The following is a 23,990-nucleotide window of genomic DNA, read 5'->3' as shown; positions in this document are numbered from 1 at the left end:
TCCGCGCCCGCGCGGATCGCTGAGCGGAGCAGCGCACCGCAATTCCGCGGGCGCGTCAGGCGGTGCGAGCTTCGCGCCACGCCGTCGGGGTCTGGCCCGTGCGGCGGCGGAAGGCGCGACTGAAGCCCTCGTCGGAGCTGTAGCCGAGGTCGCGGGAGATCTCGCTGACGAGGCAGCCGAGCACGAGCCGGTCCTGGGCGGCGCGCATCCGCACCTCGGTCACGTAGCTCGCGGGCGAGGTGCCGAAGGCGGCGCGGAAGCGTTCTGCGAACACCGTCCGCGACATGGCGCCGACGCTGGCGAGGCCCTCGACGCTCCAGTCGTTGCCGGGTGCGGCGTGGATCGCGTCGATCACCTTCTCCAGGAAGGGGTCGCTCGTGCGCGCCGGCCACCCCGCGGGGGCGCAGCCGTGCGCGGCCCAGGCGCGGATCACCGACGCGAGCACGGTGTTCGCCATCATGCGGCAGATCACGGCGTCGCCGTCGCGGCCGGCGGCTTCGAACGCAGCGGCGTCGACCGGCAGGGCTGTGAGATCGAGTCCGACCTGGGCGGCCAGCGCGGCCGCCGCCGGCTCGTGGTGGGCGAAATCGCGCACCAGGGCCACGTCGGGCAGGGCGTTCGCGATGTGCGCCGCGTGCGGCACCAGCGTGAGGGTGGAGACGAGGATCCGGGTGCCGGGATCGGTCTTCACCGACATCGGCACCCGTCCCGGCGTCAGCATGGCGTCGCCCCGCGCGAGGGACATCGGCTTGTCGCCGCAGCGGGTGTGCACGGCGCCATCGATGACGTACACGATCGACAGCGCGTCACGGTCCAGCGCGATGGTCTCGGCCGGATCCGGCGCGATCCGCACCTGCCGCATCAGCCGCACGTCGACAGCCGAGAGAAGGGCATCGACCGCGCCGCCGGTGGGCGGGATCGCGCCCGGCACGACGACGGCGGGCGTCGTCCTGTCCGGGGCGAGAAGTGTCATGTGAAAGGGAAACCGAGGCCGCGCGGCCTCTATTCCGGCGGCCGGCGGAGGAGACGGGTCCGGCCCCTGCCGCGTGCGCGGACAGGGGCCGGAAGGGGAAGCGGATCAGCCGTCGTGACGACCGCCGTGCAGGTGGATGTGGATCTGCTCCGGCGTGTGCCGGTGGAATCCGCCGCGCGGGCCCATGCCGTGCCGGTGCTCGCCCTGCCGGCGCTCGCGCAGGCGCTCGCCGTGCTGACGCTCGCCGTGGGAGTGCTTGCCGTGCTGGTGCTCGCCGTGCTGACGCTCGCCGTGCGAGTGCTCGCCGTGCTGACGTTCACCGTCGGCGTGTCCGTCGCAACGGCGCTGGTGGCGGGCGTGCTCCTGACGGAGGTGTTCGCGCTGCAGCCACTCGCGGCCGAAGCCGGGGTGGTCGGCGAACCGGCCGAAGCCGGGGCGCTCGCCGAAGCCCGGACGCTCGCCGCCGGCGAAGCGCTCGCCGTGTCCGAACCCGGCCTCGCCGTGTCCGAACCCGGCCTCGTGGCGGTGCTCACCGTGGCTGCGGCGGTGGTCGCCGTATCCGCGGTGGTGCCTGCGGTGGCCACGGCCGTGGCCGCCCTCGCGGCGCTCGCCGGCGCGACGACGAGGCAGGCGAGTGCCCTCCTCGTAGCCGAGGCTGCGGGCGAGCTTCTCGAGGGAGCCCGTCATCGTGGCGAACTCGTCGGGCTCGAGGGCACCGGCGACCTGCGCGCGGATCTCCTCGACGGCGGTGGTCAGGCGAGCCTTGGCGGCCGTGCCGTCCGTGGTGAGCGCCCAGCCTTCAGCGCCGGGCTCGACCCAGCCGAGCGCGACCAGGCGGCGAACCTTGCCGGCCGGAAGCTCGCGGCCCGTCGGAACGGTGCCGTCGATGACGTTGAGGATCCGCCAGTCGCGGCGGGTGATCCCCTCGTCCTCGAACGCGGTGGCGAACTTGGCCGCCATCAGGCGGTCGACGGCGGTGATCCAGAAGCCGAACGGGCGGCTCCGGTCAGTGGGCGTGTTCTGTGTGTTGTTCTCTGCGGTGTTCATGCGAAGTCCTTCAGGTCTCGGGGCGATGACCGGCTGCTCGGCGCCGTTCGCGGCGGGGCTGCCTCTCCGGACTCTCCGGATCCATGTCATCTGCCATGTATATGCAGTGTGACATGCAATCCGGATCCATGTCAAGTCGCATGTAAAATCGGAGCATGCCTCACGATGCCGAGAACCCGGATCCCCTCGACGCGATCGTCGCGGCGCTCGGCCTACTGCGCGGTCGGGGCCTGCGCCCGCCGCGCGAGCATCGGCACGGGATGCACGATCCCGACTTCGGGCATGGTGGCGACGGATTCCGGGGCCGCGGCGGTCCGCACGTGCGCGGCGCGCACGGAGCCGCGCACGGGGATCCGCGCGCGCGCGGGGCGGGGCCGTGGGGCGGTGCTCGCGGCGAGGCGCCTGCGCGGCTGCGCATGCTCGAGGCGCTGGCCCAGGGCCCGCTCAGCGTGAGCGCGCTGGGTGAGGCGATCGGCGTGGATCAGCCGCGCGCATCGCGCCTCGTGCAGCAGGGTGTGGAACGAGGCTGGCTGCTTCGCGAGGCGGACCCGGACGACGCCCGTCGTACCCGCATCGTGCTCACCGACGAGGGGCGGCGGATGGGCCGCGGCATCCGCGGCGACCGGCGCGAGGCGTTGCGAACGGCGATGTCGGCGCTGACGGCCGAGGAGCAGGCCGAGTTCGCCCGCCTGCTGGCCAAGGTCGCCGCCAACTGGCGCTGAGCGGCCGGTCTGTCGCTCAGGGCGCGGCGACCCCGCAGGGTCTCGCGGGGTCCGGCGGGTTCGGCGGGGCTATGCGACCGCTCCGCCGCGAGCCGAATCCGCTTCGGCCGGATCCGCTTCAGGTCGCACTTTCTGCTCTTCGGAGCCGCCGTTCGGCGCAGAAGGTGCGACCTGAGTGGAGAGAGTGCGACCTGAGTGGAGAGATCGCGACCTGAACTGGCCGGGCGGAGGTCCGGGCCGCCGGATGTGCTCTAGGTTAGCGTGGCTGTATGCGTTTCACTGCCTTTGCGGCGTACTCGGCGGGGGTGGGCACGGCGGCCGAAGTCATCCCCGAGATGCAGAACAGCGACTACGAGTCCGGGATCGTCCAGATCGGCGACGAGGCCTGGCATATCCGCACCGCGCGTACCACTCCGACCAAGCCGGGCGCCTTCGTCGCGTTCTGGCAACGGGACGCTGAGGGAAGCACGGCGCCGTTCAGCGATGACGATCGCGCTGCGGGTCTGCTCGTCTTCGTGGAGCAACAGGGTCGGAGAGGGGTGTTCCGGTTCACCGGCACGCATCTCGCGGAGCTCGGCATCACGTCAGGAAGGTGGCCGGGCAAGCGCGGCTTCCGGGTGTATCCGAGCTGGTGCACGGGCTTGAACGTCCAGGCCACGGCCACGCAACGTGCTCAAGCGCCCGCGTTCCAGGAGTTCTGAGCTCAGGTGGTGCTGGTGAGCCGATGGGTTGCGGCGGGCGATACGGCCTAGCGCGAGAGGTGGACGCTGCGCCGCGTCTCCTTCACCGGCAGGAGCAGGAGGAGGCCGGCGAGCAGCACCGCCACGATTCCGAGGATCCCGAACTTCGTGTTGCCGGTCAGCAGGATCAGCACCGTCCAGGCGCCCTGGGCGATCCAGCTCGCCGCTCGGCCCGTCGTGGCGTAGAGGCCGAAGATCTCGCCCTCGCGGCCGGCCGGGGTGACCCGGGCCAGGAACGACCGCCCTGCCGACTGCGCGGGTCCCACGAACGCGCACAGGATCAGGCCGCCGATCCAGTAGGCGATCCGCCCGGTGTCGACCAGGGCGAACACCGCGATGCCCGCGACGCACATGCAGGCGAGCGAGATGAGGATCAGCCGCTTCGGGCCCCAGCGGTCATCGAGACGCCCGGCCAGGATCGTGGACACGCCCGCGATGAGGTTCGCGGCGACGCCGAAGATCACCAGCTCGATGAACTTGAAGCCGAAGACCGTGCTCGCGATCACGGCGCCGAACGTGAAGACCGCGCCCAGGCCGTCGCGGAACACCGCGCTCGCAACCAGGAACCAGAACGTGGTGCGTGTGCTCGGGTTGCGGTAGAGCCCGATCACGTCCTTCACGAGCAGCACGTACGACGCGAAGAAGCCGACCTTCCGGTCCGCCCGTCCCAGCGACGGCTCCGGCACGTTCAGGAAGATCGGGATCGAGAACGCGATCGCCCATACCGCGCAGCCGACGGCGATGATGCGGAACGGCAGACCGCCGTCCGCGGAGAGCCCGAACCAGTCCGCCATGTAGAACACGATCACCAGCACGAGCGCGACGATGCCGCCCAGGTAGCCGAAGCCCCAGCCGAGGCCCGAGATTCGTCCGACCGTCTTCGAATTCGCGATCGAGATGAGCATCGCGTTCGAGTTCACCGAGGCGATCTCGCTGAACACGACGCCGGCAGAGATCAGCGCGACGCCCAACCAGAACAGGGACGGCGTCGGGGTGACGAACCAGAGTCCGAGCATGCACAGGATCAGCGCACCGGTGCCGATCCCGAGCCACAGCTTCTGGCGGCCGGCCGCGTCGGCCCGCTGCCCGAGCACGGGGGCGAGCAGCAGGATGGCGAGCCCGGCGATCGTGCCGCCGAGTCCGAGTCCGCTCGTGAGCTCGGCGATGCCGGCGACCTTGGCCGGGTCCTTGTCGGCCAGCGAGGCGAGGTCGGCCGGCAGGAATGCGTCGGACGTCAGGTACAGCGCGGTGAAGATGAAGGTCAGGATCACCGAGTGGAACGGCTGCGTCGCCCAATCCCAGAGCGCCCAGGAGTAGATCTGCTTCTTCGGCGCCGGCTCGTCACCGCGCAGCTCGAGGCCCACCACCGCGACGGCTCCGCTGTTCGCGGTCGCCTGGGGTTCGGGATGATCGCCGTTGCTCATGCAGGAAGTCTCGTGGGTGGGGGTGAACGAGAGGTAGCGGCGCGCCGATGCGCGATCCGCGGTCCTGTCGGCTCACTTCTGGTCGGCGGACTCCGTTCCGAACTCCGCCGATCCGGTTGATTCGAGTGCCTGATGCGGCGTAGCGGGCAGAATCGACTGAGTTCGAGACGCCGGACCGCGCCTCAGCGGCAAGGCGCCCGTGGCACGATGAACCCATGACGGGTCGAGTGGTCGCGGTTTCTACCAGCCCGGTGCACGGGTTCAGCAAATCCACGCAGGGCGAGATCGCATTGGTCGAGGGTGTGGGGGTCGCCGGCGATGCCCACGCCGGTCCCACGGTGCAGCACCGCTCGCGGGTCGCCGTGGATCCCTCGCAGCCGAACCTCCGTCAGGTGCACTTGATCCATGAGGAGCTCTTCGGCGACCTCCGTGCGGCCGGCTACGAGGTGGCGTCGGGGCAGCTGGGCGAGAACATCACGACCGGCGATGTGGATCTGCTGGCGCTGCCGGTCGGGACGAGGCTGCACGTCGGATCCGAAGCGGTAGTCACCGTGACCGGGTTGCGCAATCCGTGCCAGCAGATCAACGACTTCCGGTCCGGGCTGCTGAAGCGGCTCGTGCATGCCGACGGTGAGGGGTCCGTGGTGCGACTGGCCGGGGTGATGGGCATCGTCTCACGCGGTGGATCCGTGGTCCCCGGAGATGTGATCGAGGTCGAATTGCCGTCCCCGCCGCACTTTCCACTGACCCGGGTCTGATTGCCCGTGCTGCCCGTAGTGCTCGTGGAGGGGGAGAGCGACAGGCTCGCCCTGATCGCCGCGGCACAGCTGCGCGGCGACGACGTCCGGGCGGACGTGGTCTCGCTCGGCGGCATCACGAACCTGCGGTCCTGGTTGCAGCGGCGGGATCCGGCTGTGCCGGTGCTCGGCCTCTACGACGCGGCCGAGCTGCGCTACGTGCTCGGCGCCCTCATCGCGGCGGGGGTGCTGTCCGACGGGGAGACGGATCCGGCCGCCGTGACGCACGTCGGGTTCTTCGGCTGCGACCAGGACCTCGAGGACGAGGTGATCCGCGCCGCCGGATCCGATCTGGTGCTGGAGACGCTGGCCGCGCGTGGCGAGCTCGCGCTGTTCCGGGTGTTCCAAGGTCAGCCCGCGCAGCGGGTCCGCTCGGTCGAGGCGCAGCTGCACCGCTTCGCCGGCACCGCGAGCGGCCGCAAGACGCGGTTCGCGGCCGACGTGGTCGCAGCCCTCCCCGCCGAGCGGATCCCGGATCCGCTCGTGGCGCTGCTCGACGCGGTCGCGGAGGTCGTGGCGCGGGCCTGATACCGACCGGCGTCCGTGCGTCGGTGTCTCGAGCCCGACGCCGCTCAGGCCCGCGGCGGCGTCACCCGCACCAGCACGCCGTCGCCCTCTCCGCCGATCGAGACGATCCACGAGGATCCCGTCCACACGCCCGCACGCCCATCGCAGAGGAACGGCAGCCGTGCTGTGGTCTGCAGCGTGCCGCCGCCGGTCGAGACTAGCCGCAGGGTGCGGCCGTCGTCGCAGGTCGAATGGCGCTCGACCGAGGCGCGCGCCTCGGCCGAGCCACCGCGCACCTCGACGCGGACCGGTGCGGCGGACTCGCGCGTCGCGGACGGAAGCAACGCGACGGATCCGCCCCACCACAGCACCTCGCTCCCGGCTCCGAGAGCGAGCGCCGACATCGGCTGGTCGGAGTCGATGCGCGAGTGCACGGATCCGTCGGGTGCGAGCAGAGCGAGCCCCGTCGGCGTCAGGAGCAAGATCGAGCCGTTCTCCTGGACGTCGAGCCGCACCCGCGGCCCCGAGTCGGAGCTGTTCGCCGGCAGGATCGTGATCGGCTCAGTATGCAGCACCGCCCGGGTGCCGTCGTCCACATCGAGGCGGACGATCTCGAGCGTGAGGGTCCTCGGCGCATCGGGCGTGCCCGGCCTCAGCAGGCCTACGTACGCGACGCGGCCTCGGGCGGCGAGCGCGGCGATCGGCGCATACCCGCCATCGGCGAAGAGGGATCCGAGCACGCGCGTCGTTCCCGCGGCGTTGTCGCGGATCCCCAGTTGTGCCCTGAACCGATCCGCGACGAGAAGCTCTGTCGTCGACAGCGGCGCGAGCAATGGCATCCGCGCGCCGAGCTCCGAGATGTCTATGTTGAAGTGCGCGAGCGTCCTGCCTGCGGCGTCGACATGCAGCCAGGTCGTGCTGGACGCGCCCCAGAACCCGCCGGCGCCGTCCGGGACGAGCTGGTCCTGCGCATACGCGACATCGACCGCGGCCTCCCCGCCCGGCGCGAACGGCACCGGTTCGAGAAGCCATGCCTTCGGATCGGGTGGGGCCGTGCACCCCGCGGTCAGAACCGCGAGCAGGGCGACGGCGGCGACGGCGATACCGCGACGGGCTCTCATGCGCACAGGTTAACGATGTTCCCTGGCCGGATCCCCGACGCAGTGCTGCCGGCGGAGTCAGTGGGCCGTCGCGACGCCGATCGAGTCGTGGATCATCACCGCGGCCACCCGCGCCCCGGCACCGGCGGCCACGATGAGCTGCTGCGGACCGGGCGAGGCGACGTCGCCCGCGGCGTAGAGTCCGGGCACGCTGGTGCGGCCCGCGCGGTCGGCAGCGAGGTGACCGTGCGCGTCGAGATCGGGCGCGAGTGCGGGCAGGAACGAGAGGTCGGTCTCCCATTCGGGGCGCACGAAGCCACCCTCGACCGCGTGCATGGATCCGTCGGCGAGGCGGATGCCGGTGAGCGCCCCGCGCTCTCCGTACAGCTCGGCGATCGGGCTGCGTTCGACCGCGATCCCGGCGGCCGCGAGCTCGGCCTCCTCCGCGGTGTCGACGGTGTCGGCGCCGTTCGTGAAGACCGTGAGCTCCTTCGTCCACCGCGCGATGAGCCGGGCCCGGGCGGCGAGGTCCGACGTCTCGCCGATGAGGGCGAGGGGGCGGTCCTGCAGCTCCCAGGCGTCGCACGCCGCGCAGCTGAACAGGCTCACGCCGTAGAACCCGCGCAGGTTCGGCACCTCGGGCAGCGTCTCGCGCAGGCCCGTGGCGAGGAGCACGCGGTGTGCGGCGATCCGTACCTCGGGGGCGCGTCGGCCGATCTCGGCGACGAACCCGGATCCGTCGGCCTCGATCTGGAACACCCGCTCGCGGGTGCGGATCGTGACGTTCGGGTAGGCGGCGAGCTCTTCGCGCGCGATCCGCCGCAGCTCGTGCGGGGGGATCCCATCCCGGGTGAGGAAGCCGTGCGAGATGAGGGTCGCGGCGTTGCGCGGTCGGTCCGCGTCGACGACGAGCACCCGGGCGAGGGAGCGGGCGAGGTTCAGCGCGGCGGAGAGGCCGGCCGGGCCCCCGCCGACGACGAGCACGTCGTAGACGTCGTCAGTCATGGTCGTCCGCCTGCGGAGGCAGCGCGGCGACCAGCAGGTGGTCGAACGCGTAGGGGCCGACCTTGGCGGCGCCGCCCGGGGATCCGATCTCGTCGAAGAACTCCACGTTGGCCTTGTAGTAGTCCGTCCACTCGTCGGGGAGGTCGTCTTCGTAGTAGATCGCCTCGACGGGGCAGACCGGCTCGCAGGCGCCGCAGTCGACGCACTCGTCGGGGTGGATGTAGAGGGAGCGCTCGCCCTCGTAGATGCAGTCCACGGGGCATTCGTCGATGCACGCGCGGTCCTTCACATCCACGCAGGGCAGCGCGATCACGTAGGTCATCGGGCGAGCGCTCCGGTGCCGGAAAGCGCAGAGCGGCGCGAGATCTCCACCTGCTCCTCGCGCGGCACGACCTTGACCCGCTCGCGCGAGTGCTGGTGTGCGGCCCCCAGAGCGCGCTCGTGCGCGTCGAGCTCGAGCCACCCGTCCCACGTGGTCACCTCGACCTCGCGCTCGGCGAGGAGTTCCAGCACGTCGGCGGACTCGGTGGGGGCGACGAGTCGACCGGCCTCGGCGTCCTCGAGCAGGTTCGCGATGGTCTCGGTTGCATCGGACTTGGTGTGCCCGATGAGGCCCACCGGACCGCGCTTGATCCAGCCGGTGGCGTACAGCCCCGGCGTGCCGTCGACGCGGCCGCTCTCGTTCGGCACCACGCCGCGCTGGGCGTCGAAGGGGGCGTCGACGATCGGCGAGCCGAAGTAGCCGACGGCTCGGTACACGGCGGTGATCGGGTACTCGACGAACTCGCCGGTGCCCGAGACGGATCCGTCCTCGGCCGGAGCGGTGCGCTCGAAGCGCACCTTCTCGACGCGATCGGATCCGATGATCGCCACCGGCGCGTGCCAGAAGTGCAGGTGCAGCCGGCGGCGGGCGCCGGTCGATTCGCCCCGGTTCTCGGGACGGTCGCGCCAGGCGTTCAGCGTGCGCAGCATGATCTTCAGCTGGTTGTTGGGCGCGGCGGCCGGATCCACGCCCTCGAAGTCTGCGTCATCGACGAGGATGTCGACTCCGGCGACCTCGCCCAGCTCACGCAGCTCGATCGGGGTGAACTTGATGTCGGCGGGCCCGCGGCGGCCGAACACGTGCACGTCGGTAACGGCGGACGCCTCGAGTCCCGCGAGCACGTTGTCGGGCACCTCGGTGCTGCGCAGGTTCTCCGGCAGCTTCGCGAGGATGCGGGCGACGTCGAGCGCGACATTGCCGTTGCCGATCACCGCGACCTGCTCGTCCACGAGCGGCCAGGTGCGCGGCACATCGGGGTGGCCGTCGAACCAGGAGACGAAGTCGGCGGCGCCGTAGGATCCGGGCAGCTCGACGCCGGGGATGCGCAGGGCGGCGTCGCGGATCGCACCGGTCGCGAGCACCACGGCGTGGTAGCGGGCCTGCAGCTCGTCGAGGGACACGTCGCGGCCGACCTCGATGTTGCCGAGGAAGCGGATCGTGCGACGCTCGGCATCGACGCCCTGAGCGTCGAGCATCTCGTGCAGCGAGTTCACGATGCCCTTGATACGGGGGTGGTCGGGGGCGACGCCGTAGCGGATCAGCCCGTAGGGCGCGGGCAGCGACTCGAACAGGTCGATCTCGACGGTGCTGAACGTGTCGCCGGCTGCGCCGACGGTGCCGAACGTGTCGCCGGCTGCGCCGACGGACGAGCCGTTCGCGCGGGCGGCGACGGCGTTCGCGAGGATGTTGCCGGCGTAGATCCCGGCAGGGCCCGCGCCGACGATCGCGACGCGGAGCGGGGCGGAGGAGTTCAGAGCGGTCACGGCTGCAGGGTCTTTCGGTCGGATCGGGCGGAAGAACGGGGTCGTTGAGCGAGCACCGGCGCAGCCGGAGCGAGACGAAACGCGGTGCTCTCGCGAGCGTGCGGCGTTTCGTCTCGGTCGCCTCCGGCGTCCTCGCTCAACGACCAGGAAAGGGGCGACGAAGATGCGGTCTGCGAGGGCGAGGCGTGCGGGCTCAGCCGCACCACGTCGCCCACGACGACGACGGCGGGGTTGCGCACCTGACGCACCGCGGCGACGGCGGCGATCGTGCCGAGCGTGCCGATCGTGACGCGCTCGCCGGGGCCGTAGCCGTCCTCGACGATCGCGACGGGGCAGTCGGCGCCGCGGTCACCCCGGGCGAGGATCCCCGCGGTGTGCGCGAGCGTGCCGATGCCCATGAGCAGCACGACCGTGTGGTCGGATCCGCCAGGCAGCTGCTCGATCGGATCGTGCGCGCTCGCGACGGTGAAGGCCGTGGCGACGCCGCGGTGGGTGAGCGGGATGCCGGCGACGGCGGGCACCGAGATCGCGCTGGTGATGCCCGGCACGACCTGTACCGCGATGCCCTCGGCCTCGCAGTAGAGGGCCTCCTCGCGGCCGCGGCCGAGCACGAACGGGTCTCCGCCCTTGAGGCGCACGACCTCGCGCCCGGCACGCGCATGCCGCACCAGCAGAGCGTTGATCTCGTGCTGGGGCACGGGGTGGTGGCCGGGGGTCTTGCCCACATCGATCACCTCGGCGGTGAGGACTGTGCCCTCCGCGGCGAGCTGGTCGAGCACGGCGCGCGCACCCAGACGATCGGCGACGATCACATCGGCGCGCTCGAGGGCGCGCAGTCCTCGGATCGTGAGCAGGCCGGCGTCGCCGGGGCCGGCCCCGACGAGGGTGACGGTTCCGTTGGTCATCATGCGCCTCCGAGCAGAAGTCCGCGGCGGCGCAGCACGGCCCGCTCCAGCGGGGCGAACAGCACCAGCTCGATCAGGATGCCGATCGCCAGGATCAGGATGATGGTCGCGAGCACGCCCGGCAGGTCGGCGAGTTGACGGGACTGGTCGAGCATGGATCCGAGTCCGAAGCCGATGGATCCGCCGGTCGCGATGATCTCCGCCGCCATCAGTGACCGCCAGGAGAACGCCCAGCCCTGCTTGAGGCCGGCGAGGTAGCCGGGCAGAGCAGCCGGCAGCACGATCGCGGTGGCGGCCTGCCAGCGGTTCGCGCCGAGCACGGTGCCCACACGGCGCAGCTGCGGCTGCACCTGGTCGATTCCGGAGAGCAGTCCGTTCACGATCGAGGGAATCGCGCCCATGAGGATCACGAAGTACACGGTCGCATCGGACAGGCCGAACCAGATGATCGCGGCGGGCACCCAGGCCACGGACGGCAGCACCTGCAGCCCCGAGATCAGGGGTCCGGCGGCACGGCGCAGCAGCTTCCACTCAGCCAGCAGCAGGCCGATCGGCGTGCCGACGACGATCGCGATGACGAAGCCGATGCCGCCGCGCTCGAGGCTCGTGAGCACAGCCTCCTGCAGCCGGCCCGCCTGCCAGGCGTCTCCGAGCGCGCCCAGCACCTGCAGGGGGCTCGGCGCCTTGTCGGGCCGGGGGTTCGCGATGACGATGTACAGCTGCCAGGCGGCGAGCAGCAGCACCAGCAGACCCACCGGCGGCAGGATGGCGCGCAGGCGCTCGCGGGTGGGGGAGACGGATCCGGCCTCGGCGGTCTGCAGCCGGTCCAGGCCCGCTTCGAGACGGGCGAGGTCGTCGTCACTCTCGACGGTCGTTGAGCGAGCGGCGGTCGTTGAGCGAGCGGAGCGAGACGAAACGGCGCCCCCTGCGAGGCCTCCGCGTTTCGTCTCGGTCTCGCTTCGCTCGTCCTCGCGGGGCGACCCCGAATTGCGGCTGATCTTGTCAAGAGGCATTGCGGCGGATCTCCTTCCGCAGCTCGACGGTGATCTCGGCGGCCAGCGCCGACACCTCGGGCGACTCGATACGACGGCCGCGGGTGCGTGCGACGCGCCATTCGCGCGAGATCCGGCCGGGGCGGCTGCCGAGCAGCACGACGCGCTCGCCGAGGCGGGCCGCCTCGCGCACGTTGTGGGTCACGAACACGATCGTGCGGCCTGTTTCGCGCCACACGTTCTCCAGCACCTCGTGCAACAGGTCGCGGGTGATCGCGTCGAGCGCGGCGAACGGCTCGTCCATGAGCAGCACCGGCCGGTCCTGGGCCAGGGCGCGGGCGAGCGCGACACGTTGCCGCATGCCGCCGGAGAGCTCGTGCGGGCGCTTGTCCGCGGCGTCCGCAAGGTTCACGATCCCGAGCAGGCGCAGCGCCTCCGCCCGCCGCTCCGCGCGCGGCACCCCGCGCAGACGCAGGGCGAGTTCGACGTTGCGCCGGGCGCTCAGCCACGGCATGAGTGCCGCATCCTGGAACATCACGGCGGCGCCCTCGTCCGGAGCCGTCAGCGAGCCCGAGCTCAGCGGCTCGAGGCCCGCGATGAGGTTCAGCAGGGTGGACTTGCCGCAGCCGCTCGCGCCGAGCAGGCAGACGAACTCTCCCGGCAGGATGTCCAGGGAGATGTCGTCGAGCACGACGGGGCCGGATCCGTACCGCTTGGTCACATGCGCGAGGCGCACGGCCGGATCCACCGGATCCGGTGCGGGCAGGACCGGGGTGACCCCGTCGAAGCTCGGCGCGAGCGGGGCGGTCATTTCTTCGTTCCCAGCCCGCCGTCGCTCACGGCCTTCTCACCGCGCTCCTTCAGGGCGGCGTTCAGCGCCGCGAGATCGAACAGGCCGTCGATCGAGCCCTTCGTCTGCGTGCCCGCGGTGACGCCGTTCTTGACCAGGGTCGCGAACGCCTTCGCACTCGGATCGGCCGAGAACGACACCGTGCTGAGCGCCTTGGTCAGCACCGCGTCCGAGAGCGGCTTGCCGGTCGCGGCCTTGAGTGCGTCGTTGACCGCGCCGGGCAGCTCGGTCTTGTGCTTCGCGATCCAGTCCAGGGAGTCGAGGTGACCCGCCACCAGCTCCTTCACGGCGCCGGGGTGCTTGTCGGCGAAATCCTTGCTGACCAGCAGCACCGTGGTCGGGAACGTGCCGTCGGGCCACAGGTCGCGCTCGTCCTGCAGGACGTGCCCGCCGGCCTCGACCACCAAGCGCGAGGCCCACGGCTCCGGCACCCAGGCGCCGTCGACCTGTCCGTTCTTGAAGAGCGTCAGGGTCTGTGCGTTCTCCGTCGGGGTGATGTTCACATCGCCGCCGCCCGTGACGCTGGTCTTCAGCCCCTTCGAGGAGAGCCAGGTGCGCAGTGCCACGTCCTGCGTGTTGCCGAGCTGCGGAGTGGCGAGCGTCTTGCCCTTGAGTTCGTCCGCGCTGGTGATGCCGTCGCGCACCACGAGGGCCGCGCCGCCGCTGGTCGCGCCGGCGATCACGCGCACGGAGGCGCCGCCCGACTTGATGAACGAGTTGATCGCCGGGTTCGGACCGATGTAGGCGGCGTCGATCGCGCCCGCGGTGAGCGCCTCGATGGCCGCGGGGCCGGCGTTGAACACCTCGGTCTTGAGCTGGGTCGAGCCGAGCTCCTTCTGGATCAGGCCCTCCTGCACGCCGACCAGGGCCGGGGTGTGCGTGACCGTGGCGAAGTAGCCCAGGTGCAGCTCGGCGAGGTCGTCGTGCGTCGGGGAGGCGGACGGGCCCGAGGCAGCCGCCTGACCGGAGGCGCAGCCGGCGAGCATCGCCATCGCGAGTCCGAGAGAGGTGAGGGCCGTGCTGATGCGGGTCTTGCGATTCACTGTCGCCTCCTTAGGGCGTTTCTTGGGTGGGTGTTGCGGGTCTGGTTCTTCTTCGTGGTCGTTGAGCGAGCGAAGCGAGACGAAACGCGGTGCTCATGCGGGTTATCGCGTTTCGTCTCGGTCGGCTTCGCCGTCCTCGCTCAACGACCCCTTACGTCGCCGCGACGACCGTGGCGGCAGCCAGCGTCGCTCCGTCGACCGGGTGGATGAGCAGCAGGGCGCCGCCCTCCCGGTCATCGGCATAGGGCTCGAGGGGGAGCGGCGACGCGAAGCGGATCCGCACGCGGCCGATCTCGTTCACAGCCAGTTCTGCGGCGTCCTCGAGGGCGAGCGTGTCCAGGTCGCGGCGCGAGAGCACCTCGGTCACGATCGCCTGCACCGTGGCGGTGCCGTGCTTGGCGAGCACGCGGGCGCCCGGGGCGATCGGCCGCACGTCGAGCTGGAAGATCTCGACCTCGGCCTCCGCATGCCCGTCCGGCACGGTGCCGGCGGTCGCGATGAGGGCGCCGCGCGCGGCGTCCACCTCGTCGGCGAGCGTCACGGCGATCGACTGCGCGGTGTGCGCGGATTCGGCCACGCGGCCCGCGACCCTGATGCCGGTGACGGTCGTCTCGTGACCGCCGGGGAAGACCTGCACGCGGTCGCCGACGCGGACGGATCCGCTCGACACCCGCCCGGCGAAGCCTCGGTAGTCGCGCAGCTCGTCGGTCTCGGCGTCGTCGATCAGTGCCGAGATGCCGCCCTGCGGACGGATCACGGTCTGCACCGGCAGGCGGAATGCGGCGTCCTCCTCGGCCTGGCGGGCAGGAAGGGTCTCCAGCAGCTCGCGCAGGGTCGGGCCCTCGAACCACGGGGTGCGGTCGGACCGATCCACGATGTTGTCGCCCTCGAGCGCCGAGACCGGGATCACGTGCATGTCGATGAGGCCGAGCTCGGCGGCGACGGCGAGCGCCTGCTCCTCGACGGCGCGGAACCGCTCCTCGTCGAAGCCCGTGAGGTCGATCTTGTTCACCGCGATCACGACGTGCGGCACGCGCAGCAGCGACACGACGGCGAGGTGCCGGCGGGTCTGCTCGACGACGCCCTTGCGCGCGTCGATCAGCACGACCACCGCGTCGGCGGTGGCGGATCCGGTGACCATGTTGCGCGTGTACTGCACGTGGCCGGGGCAGTCGGCGAGGATGAAGCTGCGCGCGTCCGTGGCGAAGTAGCGGTACGCGACGTCGATCGTGATGCCCTGCTCGCGCTCGGCGCGCAGGCCGTCGGTGAGCAGCGCGAAGTCGAACTCGCCGTGCGCGAAGCCGCGGTCGGCCGAGGTGCGCGCGACCTGCTCGAGCTGGTCGGCAAGGATCGCCTTCGCGTCGTGAAGCAGCCGGCCGACCAGCGTCGACTTGCCGTCGTCGACGGAGCCCGCGGTCGCGAACCGGAAGAGGGTGGTGTCGCGGAGCAGCGCCGGGGCGGTCTCGATCGTGCTCATCAGAAGTATCCGTTCTTCTTGCGGTCCTCCATGGCGGCCTCGCTGATGCGGTCGTCGGCGCGGGTGGCGCCGCGCTCGGTGAGGGTGGAGCGGGCGACCTCGGAGACCACCTGGTCGACCGTGGCGGCGTCGGATTCGACGGCGCCGGTGCAGCTCGCATCTCCGACCGTGCGGTAGCGGACCACGCGGCGCTCGACCTGCTCGCCCTCGCGGGGCTGGGCGAACTCGTTCACGGCCCACCACATGCCGTCGCGGCGGAAGACCTCGCGCTCGTGGGCCAGGTACAGCGGCGGCAGGGCGATCTGCTCGCGGGCGATGTAGCGCCAGACGTCCAGCTCGGTCCAGTTCGAGATCGGGAACGCGCGCACGTGCTTGCCCGGCGTGTGCCGGCCGTTGTACAGGCTCCACAGCTCGGGGCGCTGGTTGCGCGGATCCCACTGCCCGAACTCGTCGCGCAGCGAGATGATGCGCTCCTTCGCACGTGCCTTGTCCTCGTCACGGCGGGCGCCGCCGAAGACGGCGTCGTGCTTGCCCGCGGTGATCGCGTCGAGCAGCGGCTGGGTCTGCAGCACGTTGCGGGTGCCGTCGGGTCGCTCGGCGAGGCGGCCGTCGTCGATGTAGTCCTGCACGCGGGCGACCTCGAGCTTCAGGCCCAGGCGCTCGACGGTCTCGTCGCGGAACCGGATGACCTCGTCGAAGTTGTGCCCGGTGTCGACGTGCAGCACGGGGAAGGGGATCCGGCCCGGCGCGAAGGCGCGAGCGGCGAGGTGCAGCACGAGCACGGAGTCCTTGCCGCCGGAGAACAGCAGCACGGGGCGCTCGAACTCGGCCACGACCTCGCGGATGATGTGGATCGCCTCGGCCTCGAGCAGATCGAGCCCCGTGAGGGATCCGGCGTCGGCCGGCGTGCGTGCGGGCAGGGTGTCGATGATGCTCATACGTGGAGTCCGCATTCGGTCTTGGCGAGTCCGGCCCAGCGGCCGGAGCGGGGGTCTTCGCCGGCGGCGACGGGCTTGGTGCAGGGCGCGCAGCCGATCGAGGGGTACCCGTTCGCGACGAGGGGGTTCACCACCACGTCGTTCGCGGTGGCGTAGGCGATGAGGTCGTCGAACGACCACGCCGCGACGGGGTTCACCTTGATCAGCCCGTTGCGCTCGTCGAAGGCGATCAGGGGCGTGTTCGCCCGGGTGGGCGCCTCCTCGCGGCGCACGCCGGTGAACCACACCTCGTAGCCGCCGAGCGCCTGGTGCAGCGGGGCGACTTTGCGCATCTCGCAGCAGAGCGCGGGATCGCGCGCGAACAGGTCTTTGCCGAACTCGGCGTCCTGCTCGCGCACGGTCTGCGCGGGCTTGACGTCGACGATGCGCACGTCGAGCGTGCGGGCGACCTCGTCACGGGTGAACGTCGTCTCGAGGAAGTGGTAGCCCGTGTCGAGGAACAGCACGTCGACGCCGGGGATCGCCTCGGCCACGAGATGCGGCAGCGCGGCGTCGGCCATCGAGCAGGCGACGGCGGCGAGGCGGGGGGAGACGTTCGCAGCGACCCAGGCAGCGACCTCGGCGGGCGAGGCCTCGTCGGCGGATCCGCTGCGCAGCTCTGCCGCGCCGCGCTCGGCGAGGGCGCGCAGCTCGTCGGGCGAGCGACGGGCCGGGCGCAGGTCGAGGTCCACGACGGTGCTCACTGCAGCGCCTCCTCGTCGGCGCGGTGCGCCCAGGTCGCGAAGGTCTCGTCGGTTCCGGCACGGTCGGCGAGGTAGCGGCGGATCACCCGCTCGGCGTAGTCCGCGATCCCGTCGGCCGGCACCTTCAGGCCGCGCACGGTGCGGCCCAGGCCCGCCTCCTCGCGGTCGGGATTGGCGAGCCCGCCGCCGAGGTGCACCTGGTAGCCGGGCACCTGCTCGCCGTCGATCATGACGAGCTGGCCCTTCAGGCCGATGTCCGCGGTCTGGATGCGGGCGCACGAGTTCGGGCAGCCGTTCACGTGCAGCGTGATCGGGCGGCCGATCTCGGGCTCGAGGGCGCCGAGGCGCTGCTCGAGCTGGTCGATCGCGATGGCCGCGTTGGCCTTGGTCTCGACGATCGCGAGTTTGCAGTACTCGATGCCGGTGCACGCGATGGTCGCGCGGCGGAACAGGCTCGGACGGGCCTCGAGTCCCAGCTTCGACAGGCCCGCGACGAGCGACTCGACGCGATCCTCGGCGATGTCGAGCACGAGGACCTTCTGGTACGGCGTGGTGCGGATCCGGGTGGATCCGTGCGCCTCGGCGAGGTCCGCGAGCCCGGTGAGCACGGTGCCGGAGACCCGGCCGACCGTGGGGGCGGCACCGACGTAGTAGCGGCCGTCCTTCTGCAGGTGCACACCGACGTGATCGCCCTTGCCGACCGGCTTCGGCGCGGCCGGGCCGTCGGGCAGCGGGGTGTCCAGGTACTCGCCCTCGAGCACCTCGCGGAACTTCTCGGTGCCCCAGTCGGCGAGCAGGAACTTCAGCCGGGCCTTATTGCGCAGCCGCCGGTAGCCGTAGTCGCGGAAGATCTGGGTGACGCCGTGCCAGACTTCGGCCACGCGGTCGGGGCTGACGAACACGCCCAGGCGCTCGCCGAGGCGGGGCACCGTGGAGAGCGCGCCGCCGACCCAGAGGTCGTAGCCGATGCCGAGCTCGGGGTGCTCGACAGCGACGAACGCGCAGTCGTTGATCTCGTGCACGACGTCCTGGCTGGGGTGGCCGGTGATCGCGGTCTTGTACTTGCGCGGCAGGTTGGCGAGCGTCTCGTCGCCGATGAACCGCTCCGCGATCTCCAGGATCTGCGGGGTCGGATCGATGATCTCATCGGCGGCGATGCCGGCGACCGGGGATCCCAGGATCACGCGCGGCACGTCGCCGCAGGCCTCGGTGGTGCTGAGCTCGACATCCTCGAGCCGGCGCCAGATCTCGGGGACGTCCTCGACGCGGATCCAGTGCAGCTGGATGTTCTGCCGGTCGGTGAAGTCGGCGCTGTCGCGTGCGAACTCGGTCGAGATGCCGCCGATCACGCGCAGCTGCTCGGTCGTGAGCTGGCCGCCGTCGATGCGCACGCGCAGCATGAAGTACTCGTCCTCGAGCTCCTCCGGGCTGAGCGTCGCCGTGCGACCGCCGTCGATCCCGGGCTTGCGCTGCGTGTACAGGCCCCACCAGCGGAACCGGCCGTGCAGGTCGGTGGGGTCGATCGAGGCGAAGCCGCCGGCGGCGTACGTCGATTCGATCCGCTCGCGCACGCTCAGCCCGCCGTCGGCGAGCTTCCACTCCTCGTTGCCGTTGAGGGGCTCGTGGCCGTCGACGGCCCACTGCCCGTGCGGCTTGGTGGGCACGCGGGCGGTGCGCGTGCGGGCACCACGCACAGGAACGATCGCTTCGGGAGGCATGCCGACAAGCTACGGGCGGATCCGCGCGGGCGCTCGTGTGTGTCATCGGCTCCGACACGGAGCGTCATTGTTCGACATGGTCCAGTTTCCTCCGGGGAGGATGCTGTTCAATGGAGCGTCCGCGGTGCGGCCCTCGAGCTGGGATCCGGTCGCCCGCACGCTCGGGAGGAGAACGCAGCCACCGGCGGAGCGGATCCGCGAATCCCTCCTCTGGAACGCGAGAAATCCGCCCGAGCGCGAGCGCAGGCGGAGTCCTCGAGCGCGATACGGATCAGTGCGCGAGGTACGGCACGCGCTCCCAGCTCAGCACGTGGTCGGCGCCGGGGCGGTTGATCGTGACGTGCAGCCAGTCCTTGTTGTTCGAGGATCCGTCGACCGTCACGCGCGTGAGGTTGTCGGCGGATCCGGTCACGCCATAGGTCGTCAGCCACGGGGATCCGGCCGCGAGCGGCTTGTCGGAGTTGTAGACGTGGCTGTCGCCGTTGACGAGGTAGACCTCGCCGTCGAAAGCGCTGGACTGCTCCACGAGAGTCTGCACGAGCGGCTGGAAGGCCGAGATGTCCGACCAGGAGGGCGTGTAGGTGGGGTCGAACATGTCGGCCTGCAGCAGCACCATCACGGCACGATCGTGCTTCTGCTTCGCCGTCGCGAACGTGCTCTTCACGAGCGAGATCGCGTTCGCCATGCGCGCCTGCTCCGCGGCGAGCTGCTCGGGGCGCGCGACGGTGTCACCGAGGCCGGCCCACGGCTGGACGCCGTCGTTGCTACCGACGACGTGGATCGCGGCGAAGTCGACGCCCTGGCGACGCAGAGACACATTCTCGGGGAACCCGGCCGCGGTCTGCGCGTCGACTTTCACCGGGTTCTGCCCGAGGGAGACTCCGGGGTTCGCGAAGAACACGGAGCGGTCGTGGGCGAGGCGCTCGAGCGGGTTGTACGCCCCGTTGTTCGCACGGTGGCAGTCGGTCCACTCGTTGTCGCCCGGGGTGTAGATCAGCGGGTTCGTGAAGGTGTCGAAGTCACTCTTGATCTGCTGGTACAGGGCGTCGTCGCAGCGCGTCGAACCGTTCTTGATGTCGCCGACGTGGAACGTCATCTCCGGATCCGCAGCGTTGATCTCCTGGATCCACTGCGGGAACAGCGCCTGCTGTGCGGTGCCGTAGGGGACATCACCGATCACGGCGAACGAGTAGTGGCCGGTCTTGTCCTGGCCGGGCGCGTCCGCGGCGACGGCGGGGGCCGTGCTCGCGGCGAAGAGGGCGACGGCTGCGGCCGATGCGGCCGCGAGGGTACGGGGGACGTGCATGCGAGGCTCCTTCGTCGGGGGCGTGCCGGAACGGGGGCGGCGCCTCGTCCACCCCTTCCGAGTCACGGGGGCGTGCGGATGGACGGAGGGTGAACGGCCGGCGAACTTCCCCGGCCGGAGGCGGGGAGCGCGGTACGGATGCGGCTTCCGCAACCCGCCGGGACGAAACGCGGCCCGGGCGTGAGAGGATCAAGACCATGCTTATGCAACTTGTTGCAATTGGAGGTCGACGATGAACCCCTATCCCGCGCTCTTCACCCCGATCCGCGTCGGCGCGGTGACGCTGTCGAATCGCGTGCTCATGGGGTCGATGCATCTGGGGCTCGAGGAGCTCGACGGCGGTTTCGCGCGCCTCGCGGCCTTCTACGCGGAGCGCGCGCGGCACGGCGTCGCGCTCATGGTCACCGGGGGAGTCTCGCCCGATCGGGCGGGGCGTCCTTGGGAGGGCGGTGCGGTGATGTCCGCGGACGCCGTCGCCGAACACCGGCTCATCACAGAGGCCGTGCACGCCGAGGGCGGCCGGATCCTGCTCCAGCTGTTGCACTTCGGGCGCTACGCCCACCACCCCGACCTCGTCGCCCCCAGTGCGCTGCAGGCGCCGATCGCCGAGCATGTGCCGCACGCGCTGACGCACCGCGAGGTCCTCGACGTGATCCGGGGCTTCGCCGACGCGGCGACGCTCGCGATCGCGGCCGGATACGACGGTGTCGAGATCATGGGGTCGGAGGGGTATCTGCTCAACGAGTTCCTCGCGCCGGCGACCAACCACCGCGACGACGCCTGGGGCGGGGATCCCGATCGGCGCCGCGCGTTCCCGATCGCCGTCGTGCGCGCCGTCCGAGCCGCGCTCGGCGTCGACGCGATCCTCTCCTTCCGCCTCTCCGCGGTCGACCTCGTCGAGGGCGGATCGACCGAGGAGGAGACGATCGCGCTCGCGCAGGACCTGGAAGCGGCGGGCGTCGACCTGCTGAACACCGGCATCGGCTGGCACGAGTCGCGGGTGCCGACGATCGCGACCCTCGTGCCGCGTGCCGCGTTCGCCGCGGCGGCGCGACGCCTGCGGGAACAGGTCGCGATCCCCGTGGTCGCGAGCAACCGGATCAACACGCCGGAGGTCGCGGAGCGCCTGCTCGCCGCGGGGGACGCCGATCTCGTGTCGATGGCGCGTCCGTTCCTCGCGGATCCGGAGCTCCTCGCGAAGGCGGCGCGTGGCGAGGCGCACCGGATCAACACGTGCATCGGCTGCAACCAGGCGTGCATCGACCACACCCTGACGGGCCGGGTCACGAGCTGCCTGGTGAACCCCCGCGCCGCCCACGAGACGCTGATCCGGCTCGGACCGACGCGCGCGGCGGAACGCATCGCCGTGGTGGGGGCGGGGCCAGCCGGCCTCGCGTTCGCGGTGGCGGCGGCCGAGCGGGGTCATCGGGTCGAGCTGTTCGAGCGACGGGCGGACATAGGCGGGCAGTTCGACATCGCGCGACGCATCCCCGGCAAGAGCGAGTTCGACGAGACGCTGCGCTACTACCGGCATCGCGTCGACGAGCTCGGCATCGCCGTGCGCCTCGGCGTCACCGCGGACATCGAGATGCTGGCGGGCGCCGATCGGATCGTCGTGGCGACCGGCGTCCTGCCGCGCCGACCGGACATCCCCGGCCTCGATCTGCCGCACGTGCTCGACTATGCCCAGGTCGTGCGCGAGGGGCGCCCGGTCGGTCGTCGTGTCGCGATCCTGGGCGCCGGGGGCATCGGCTACGACGTCGCCGCCTATCTGACCCACCCTGGACACCGGGCGGGCGAGGACGACCTCCGGGCGTTCGAGCGCGAGTGGGGGATCGCGGAAGGCGGCCGCGGGTGCGGGGGCCTCGTCGAGCCCGCCCCGGAGCACTCGCCGAGGTCCGTCGTGCTGATGCAGCGCTCGCCGGGTCGGCTGGGGTCGCGACTGGGCAAGACGACCGGGTGGATCCACCGCGCCGAGCTGCGCCGCCGCGGGGTGCAGGAGATCGCCGGCGCGGACTATCTCGCCGTGACGCCGCACGGCGTGCGCATCGTCGTCGACGGTGAGGAGCGGCTGATCGAGGCGGACACCGTCGTGCTGTGCACGGGGCAGGAGTCGAATGCGGCGCTCGTGGCGGATCTCCGCGCCAGGGGGCTCCGCCATCACGTGATCGGGGGCGCGGACGAGGCGGCCGGAATCGACGCGAAGCGGGCGATCAGGCAGGGCGTCGAGCTCGCCGCGCACCTAGAATGAAACTTGTTGCAAAAAGGTCGGAACATCGGTACCATCGCTGCTACCCGGTTCCATCAAGAATGACACTGAGTATCACTCAGACTTCTGGTGGACTGCCCGCCGGGCCACGACAGAGAGGTCGATCCCCCATGAACGTGCTCACCCGTCCCGCGCCTCGCGCCGCAGGCGAGCGCGTCCCCGGACGGTCGCGTTCGTATCCTGATCGCATGTCTCTCGCTCATGCCATCCTCACCGCGCTCAACGAGCGGCCGTCCTCCGGCCTCGAGCTCGCCCGGCGGTTCGACCGCTCGATCGGCTACTTCTGGCCAGCCACGCACCAGCAGATCTATCGAGAGCTCAAGGGGCTCGAGCGGGACGGCCTGATCGTCGAGGTCGCCGATGGCGGCGGCCGGGGCGGCAAGCGCACCTACGCGATCCTCGAGGAGGGGCGCGACGAGCTCCGGCGCTGGATGACGGCGCCGGAGGACCCCAAGCACATCAAGGACTCGTTGATGGTGCGGGTGCGCGCGTCGTCCTCGCTCGGGGGGGACTTGCTGCCGGAGATCCGACGGCACCGGGAGATCCACGCCCGCCAGCTCGCCGAGTACGAGGCGATCGAGAAACGCGACTTCCAGGGGACGCTCTCCGACACCCGGCGCCGCCAGTACCTCGTGCTGCAGTGGGGCCTGCACCTGCAGAAGGCCCGGCTCGACTGGGCCGATGCCGCGATCGCCCAGCTCGAGGCCCTCGACGCCCCGGCGGCGGACTCGACCGCCGAGAACCCGACCCGTCACGACCCGAAGGGGACATCATGACCGAACCCGAACAGCTCGACCTCGCCGGCACCGCAGGGCGGGTGGCCGTGTGGAACTGGGCCGGACACGCGCCCCAGTTCGTCGCCGTCATCGCGCACGGCTACGGCGAGCACGCCCGCCGCTACGACCACGTCGTCGAGCGCCTGCTTGCGGCCGGCGCCGAGGTGTACGCCCCCGACCATCAGGGTCACGGCCGGTCCGAGGGCGCCCGGGTGTTCATCGAGACCTTCGACGACTACGCCCGCGACCTCGACGCGGTCATCCGCCTCGCCATCGACGCGCACCCCGGCCTCCCGGTGGTGCTGATCGGGCACTCGATGGGCGGTGCGATCTCGGCGCGCTACGTGCAGCGCGAAGGCACCGGCGCCCTGGCCGCACTGGTGCTGAGCGGGCCGTTCATCGGAGGCAACCCCGACCTGATGGGGCTGGTGAACCTCGACCCGATCCCCGATGTGCCGATCGATCCGGACGGGCTCTCCCGCGACCCCGCTACCGGGCAGGCCTATCTCGACGACGAGTACGTCTACCACGGGCCGTTCCTGCGCGAGACGCTGCTCGCGATCGAGGTCGCCCTGAAGGACATCGCCGACGGGCCCGACGTCGGCGCACTGCCGACGATCTGGCTGCACGGCGACGCGGATCCGATCGCGCCCTACCCGCTCGCGGCGGCTGTGCTGCCCGATCTCATTGGCGAGGGCGGCGAGCACACGAGCTACCCCGGCGCGCGTCACGAGATCTTCAACGAGACCAACCGGGATGAGGTGATCGGCGACGTGATCGACTTCCTCGCGAAGCACGTCCCGATCCGCCGCTGAACCCGACCCCCGCATCTCCGGGCCGCCACACCGGCGA

The 23,990-nt window shown here is 71.2% G+C and carries 23 protein-coding genes; 7 read left to right on the top strand and 16 right to left on the bottom strand.

The genetic code is table 11. From position 1 onward, the window contains the following. Nucleotides 1-55 precede the first annotated feature (55 nt). Together AC1DCT_RS10025 and AC1DCT_RS10020 are read right to left on the bottom strand one after the other, a co-directional pair. Nucleotides 56-973 carry a helix-turn-helix transcriptional regulator gene (locus AC1DCT_RS10025; RefSeq protein ID WP_440732528.1) on the bottom strand — a complete coding sequence of 306 codons (918 nt, stop codon included), beginning with the start codon at nt 971-973 and terminating at the stop codon, nt 56-58. Between the two features lie 105 nt (nt 974-1,078). After that, a complete protein-coding gene (locus AC1DCT_RS10020; RefSeq protein ID WP_477428922.1) occupies nt 1,079-2,020 on the bottom strand; it encodes a hypothetical protein in 942 nt (313 codons plus the stop codon). A gap of 155 nt (nt 2,021-2,175) precedes the next feature. Between AC1DCT_RS10020 and AC1DCT_RS10015 the strand changes: the two genes are divergently transcribed. Both AC1DCT_RS10015 and AC1DCT_RS10010 read left to right on the top strand, forming a co-directional pair. After that, a complete protein-coding gene (locus AC1DCT_RS10015) occupies nt 2,176-2,742 on the top strand; it encodes a MarR family winged helix-turn-helix transcriptional regulator (RefSeq protein WP_477428920.1) in 567 nt (188 codons plus the stop codon). Between the two features lie 269 nt (nt 2,743-3,011). After that, on the top strand, nt 3,012-3,443 hold the full coding sequence (locus AC1DCT_RS10010) for a MepB family protein (RefSeq protein WP_477428918.1): 432 nt from the start codon (nt 3,012-3,014) through the stop codon (nt 3,441-3,443). A 47-nt stretch (nt 3,444-3,490) separates the two neighbouring features. Here the strand turns inward: AC1DCT_RS10010 and AC1DCT_RS10005 are convergent, their stop codons facing one another. Next, a complete protein-coding gene (locus AC1DCT_RS10005) occupies nt 3,491-4,906 on the bottom strand; it encodes an MFS transporter (protein WP_477428917.1) in 1,416 nt (471 codons plus the stop codon). Between the two features lie 215 nt (nt 4,907-5,121). On the opposite strand from AC1DCT_RS10005, the gene AC1DCT_RS10000 reads away from it, so the two are divergent. Next, the gene (locus AC1DCT_RS10000; RefSeq protein WP_477428915.1) at nt 5,122-5,664 is read left to right on the top strand and encodes an MOSC domain-containing protein; all 543 of its coding nucleotides are present in this window, start codon (nt 5,122-5,124) and stop codon (nt 5,662-5,664) included. Between the two features lie 6 nt (nt 5,665-5,670). After that, nucleotides 5,671-6,231 (top strand): hypothetical protein, encoded by a 561-nt coding sequence (locus AC1DCT_RS09995; protein ID WP_477428913.1) that lies wholly within the window; start codon nt 5,671-5,673, stop codon nt 6,229-6,231. Nucleotides 6,232-6,275: 44 nt separating this feature from the next. Here the strand turns inward: AC1DCT_RS09995 and AC1DCT_RS09990 are convergent, their stop codons facing one another. From AC1DCT_RS09990 to AC1DCT_RS09930, 13 genes are all read right to left on the bottom strand, one after another. After that, a complete protein-coding gene (locus tag AC1DCT_RS09990) occupies nt 6,276-7,331 on the bottom strand; it encodes a hypothetical protein (protein WP_477428911.1) in 1,056 nt (351 codons plus the stop codon). A 57-nt stretch (nt 7,332-7,388) separates the two neighbouring features. Next, nucleotides 7,389-8,315, bottom strand: a complete 927-nt coding sequence (locus AC1DCT_RS09985) for an NAD(P)/FAD-dependent oxidoreductase (RefSeq protein ID WP_477428910.1) — start codon at nt 8,313-8,315, stop codon at nt 7,389-7,391. Continuing rightward, nucleotides 8,308-8,637, bottom strand: coding sequence for a ferredoxin (gene fdxA / locus AC1DCT_RS09980; protein ID WP_477428908.1), 330 nt, complete (start codon nt 8,635-8,637; stop codon nt 8,308-8,310). Before fdxA ends, AC1DCT_RS09985 begins: the two co-directional genes overlap by 8 nt. Continuing rightward, nucleotides 8,634-10,121: an FAD-dependent oxidoreductase gene (locus AC1DCT_RS09975; protein ID WP_441977874.1), complete on the bottom strand. Its 1,488-nt coding sequence runs from the start codon at nt 10,119-10,121 to the stop codon at nt 8,634-8,636. Before AC1DCT_RS09975 ends, fdxA begins: the two co-directional genes overlap by 4 nt. Then, nucleotides 10,118-11,029: a uroporphyrinogen-III C-methyltransferase gene (gene cobA, locus AC1DCT_RS09970; RefSeq protein WP_477428906.1), complete on the bottom strand. Its 912-nt coding sequence runs from the start codon at nt 11,027-11,029 to the stop codon at nt 10,118-10,120. Before cobA ends, AC1DCT_RS09975 begins: the two co-directional genes overlap by 4 nt. Next, nucleotides 11,026-12,039, bottom strand: a complete 1,014-nt coding sequence (locus AC1DCT_RS09965; protein WP_477428904.1) for an ABC transporter permease — start codon at nt 12,037-12,039, stop codon at nt 11,026-11,028. The genes cobA and AC1DCT_RS09965 overlap by 4 nt, the downstream gene beginning before the upstream one ends. Further along, nucleotides 12,029-12,829, bottom strand: coding sequence for an ABC transporter ATP-binding protein (locus AC1DCT_RS09960; RefSeq protein ID WP_440732516.1), 801 nt, complete (start codon nt 12,827-12,829; stop codon nt 12,029-12,031). The genes AC1DCT_RS09965 and AC1DCT_RS09960 overlap by 11 nt, the downstream gene beginning before the upstream one ends. Further along, nucleotides 12,826-13,911, bottom strand: coding sequence for an ABC transporter substrate-binding protein (locus AC1DCT_RS09955; RefSeq protein ID WP_477428902.1), 1,086 nt, complete (start codon nt 13,909-13,911; stop codon nt 12,826-12,828). The genes AC1DCT_RS09960 and AC1DCT_RS09955 overlap by 4 nt, the downstream gene beginning before the upstream one ends. A gap of 151 nt (nt 13,912-14,062) precedes the next feature. Continuing rightward, nucleotides 14,063-15,388: a sulfate adenylyltransferase subunit 1 gene (locus AC1DCT_RS09950; RefSeq protein ID WP_477428900.1), complete on the bottom strand. Its 1,326-nt coding sequence runs from the start codon at nt 15,386-15,388 to the stop codon at nt 14,063-14,065. Continuing rightward, complete coding sequence (cysD, locus tag AC1DCT_RS09945) at nt 15,388-16,326, bottom strand: sulfate adenylyltransferase subunit CysD (protein WP_477428898.1); 939 nt, start codon at nt 16,324-16,326, stop codon at nt 15,388-15,390. Before cysD ends, AC1DCT_RS09950 begins: the two co-directional genes overlap by 1 nt. Continuing rightward, nucleotides 16,323-17,069, bottom strand: coding sequence for a phosphoadenylyl-sulfate reductase (locus tag AC1DCT_RS09940; RefSeq protein ID WP_477428896.1), 747 nt, complete (start codon nt 17,067-17,069; stop codon nt 16,323-16,325). The genes cysD and AC1DCT_RS09940 overlap by 4 nt, the downstream gene beginning before the upstream one ends. Continuing rightward, entirely contained in the window at nt 17,066-18,787 is a 1,722-nt protein-coding gene (locus AC1DCT_RS09935) for a nitrite/sulfite reductase (RefSeq protein ID WP_477428895.1), read from the bottom strand. The genes AC1DCT_RS09940 and AC1DCT_RS09935 overlap by 4 nt, the downstream gene beginning before the upstream one ends. A 271-nt stretch (nt 18,788-19,058) precedes the next feature. Further along, nucleotides 19,059-20,093 (bottom strand): hypothetical protein, encoded by a 1,035-nt coding sequence (locus tag AC1DCT_RS09930; RefSeq protein ID WP_477428893.1) that lies wholly within the window; start codon nt 20,091-20,093, stop codon nt 19,059-19,061. Between the two features lie 232 nt (nt 20,094-20,325). On the opposite strand from AC1DCT_RS09930, the gene AC1DCT_RS09925 reads away from it, so the two are divergent. The 3 genes from AC1DCT_RS09925 to AC1DCT_RS09915 all read left to right on the top strand — a co-directional run bounded on the left by AC1DCT_RS09925 (nt 20,326) and on the right by AC1DCT_RS09915 (nt 23,953). Continuing rightward, nucleotides 20,326-22,344 (top strand): oxidoreductase, encoded by a 2,019-nt coding sequence (locus AC1DCT_RS09925; protein ID WP_477428891.1) that lies wholly within the window; start codon nt 20,326-20,328, stop codon nt 22,342-22,344. Between the two features lie 206 nt (nt 22,345-22,550). Continuing rightward, a complete protein-coding gene (locus AC1DCT_RS09920; RefSeq protein ID WP_477428889.1) occupies nt 22,551-23,138 on the top strand; it encodes a PadR family transcriptional regulator in 588 nt (195 codons plus the stop codon). Further along, the gene (locus AC1DCT_RS09915; protein WP_477428887.1) at nt 23,135-23,953 is read left to right on the top strand and encodes a lysophospholipase; all 819 of its coding nucleotides are present in this window, start codon (nt 23,135-23,137) and stop codon (nt 23,951-23,953) included. The genes AC1DCT_RS09920 and AC1DCT_RS09915 overlap by 4 nt, the downstream gene beginning before the upstream one ends. Nucleotides 23,954-23,990 lie beyond the last annotated feature (37 nt).

The organism is Microbacterium sp. 10L49, from assembly GCF_056395125.1.
Note: the sequence above shows the minus strand (reverse complement) of the source record. Positions and strands in the feature narration are given on the sequence as shown.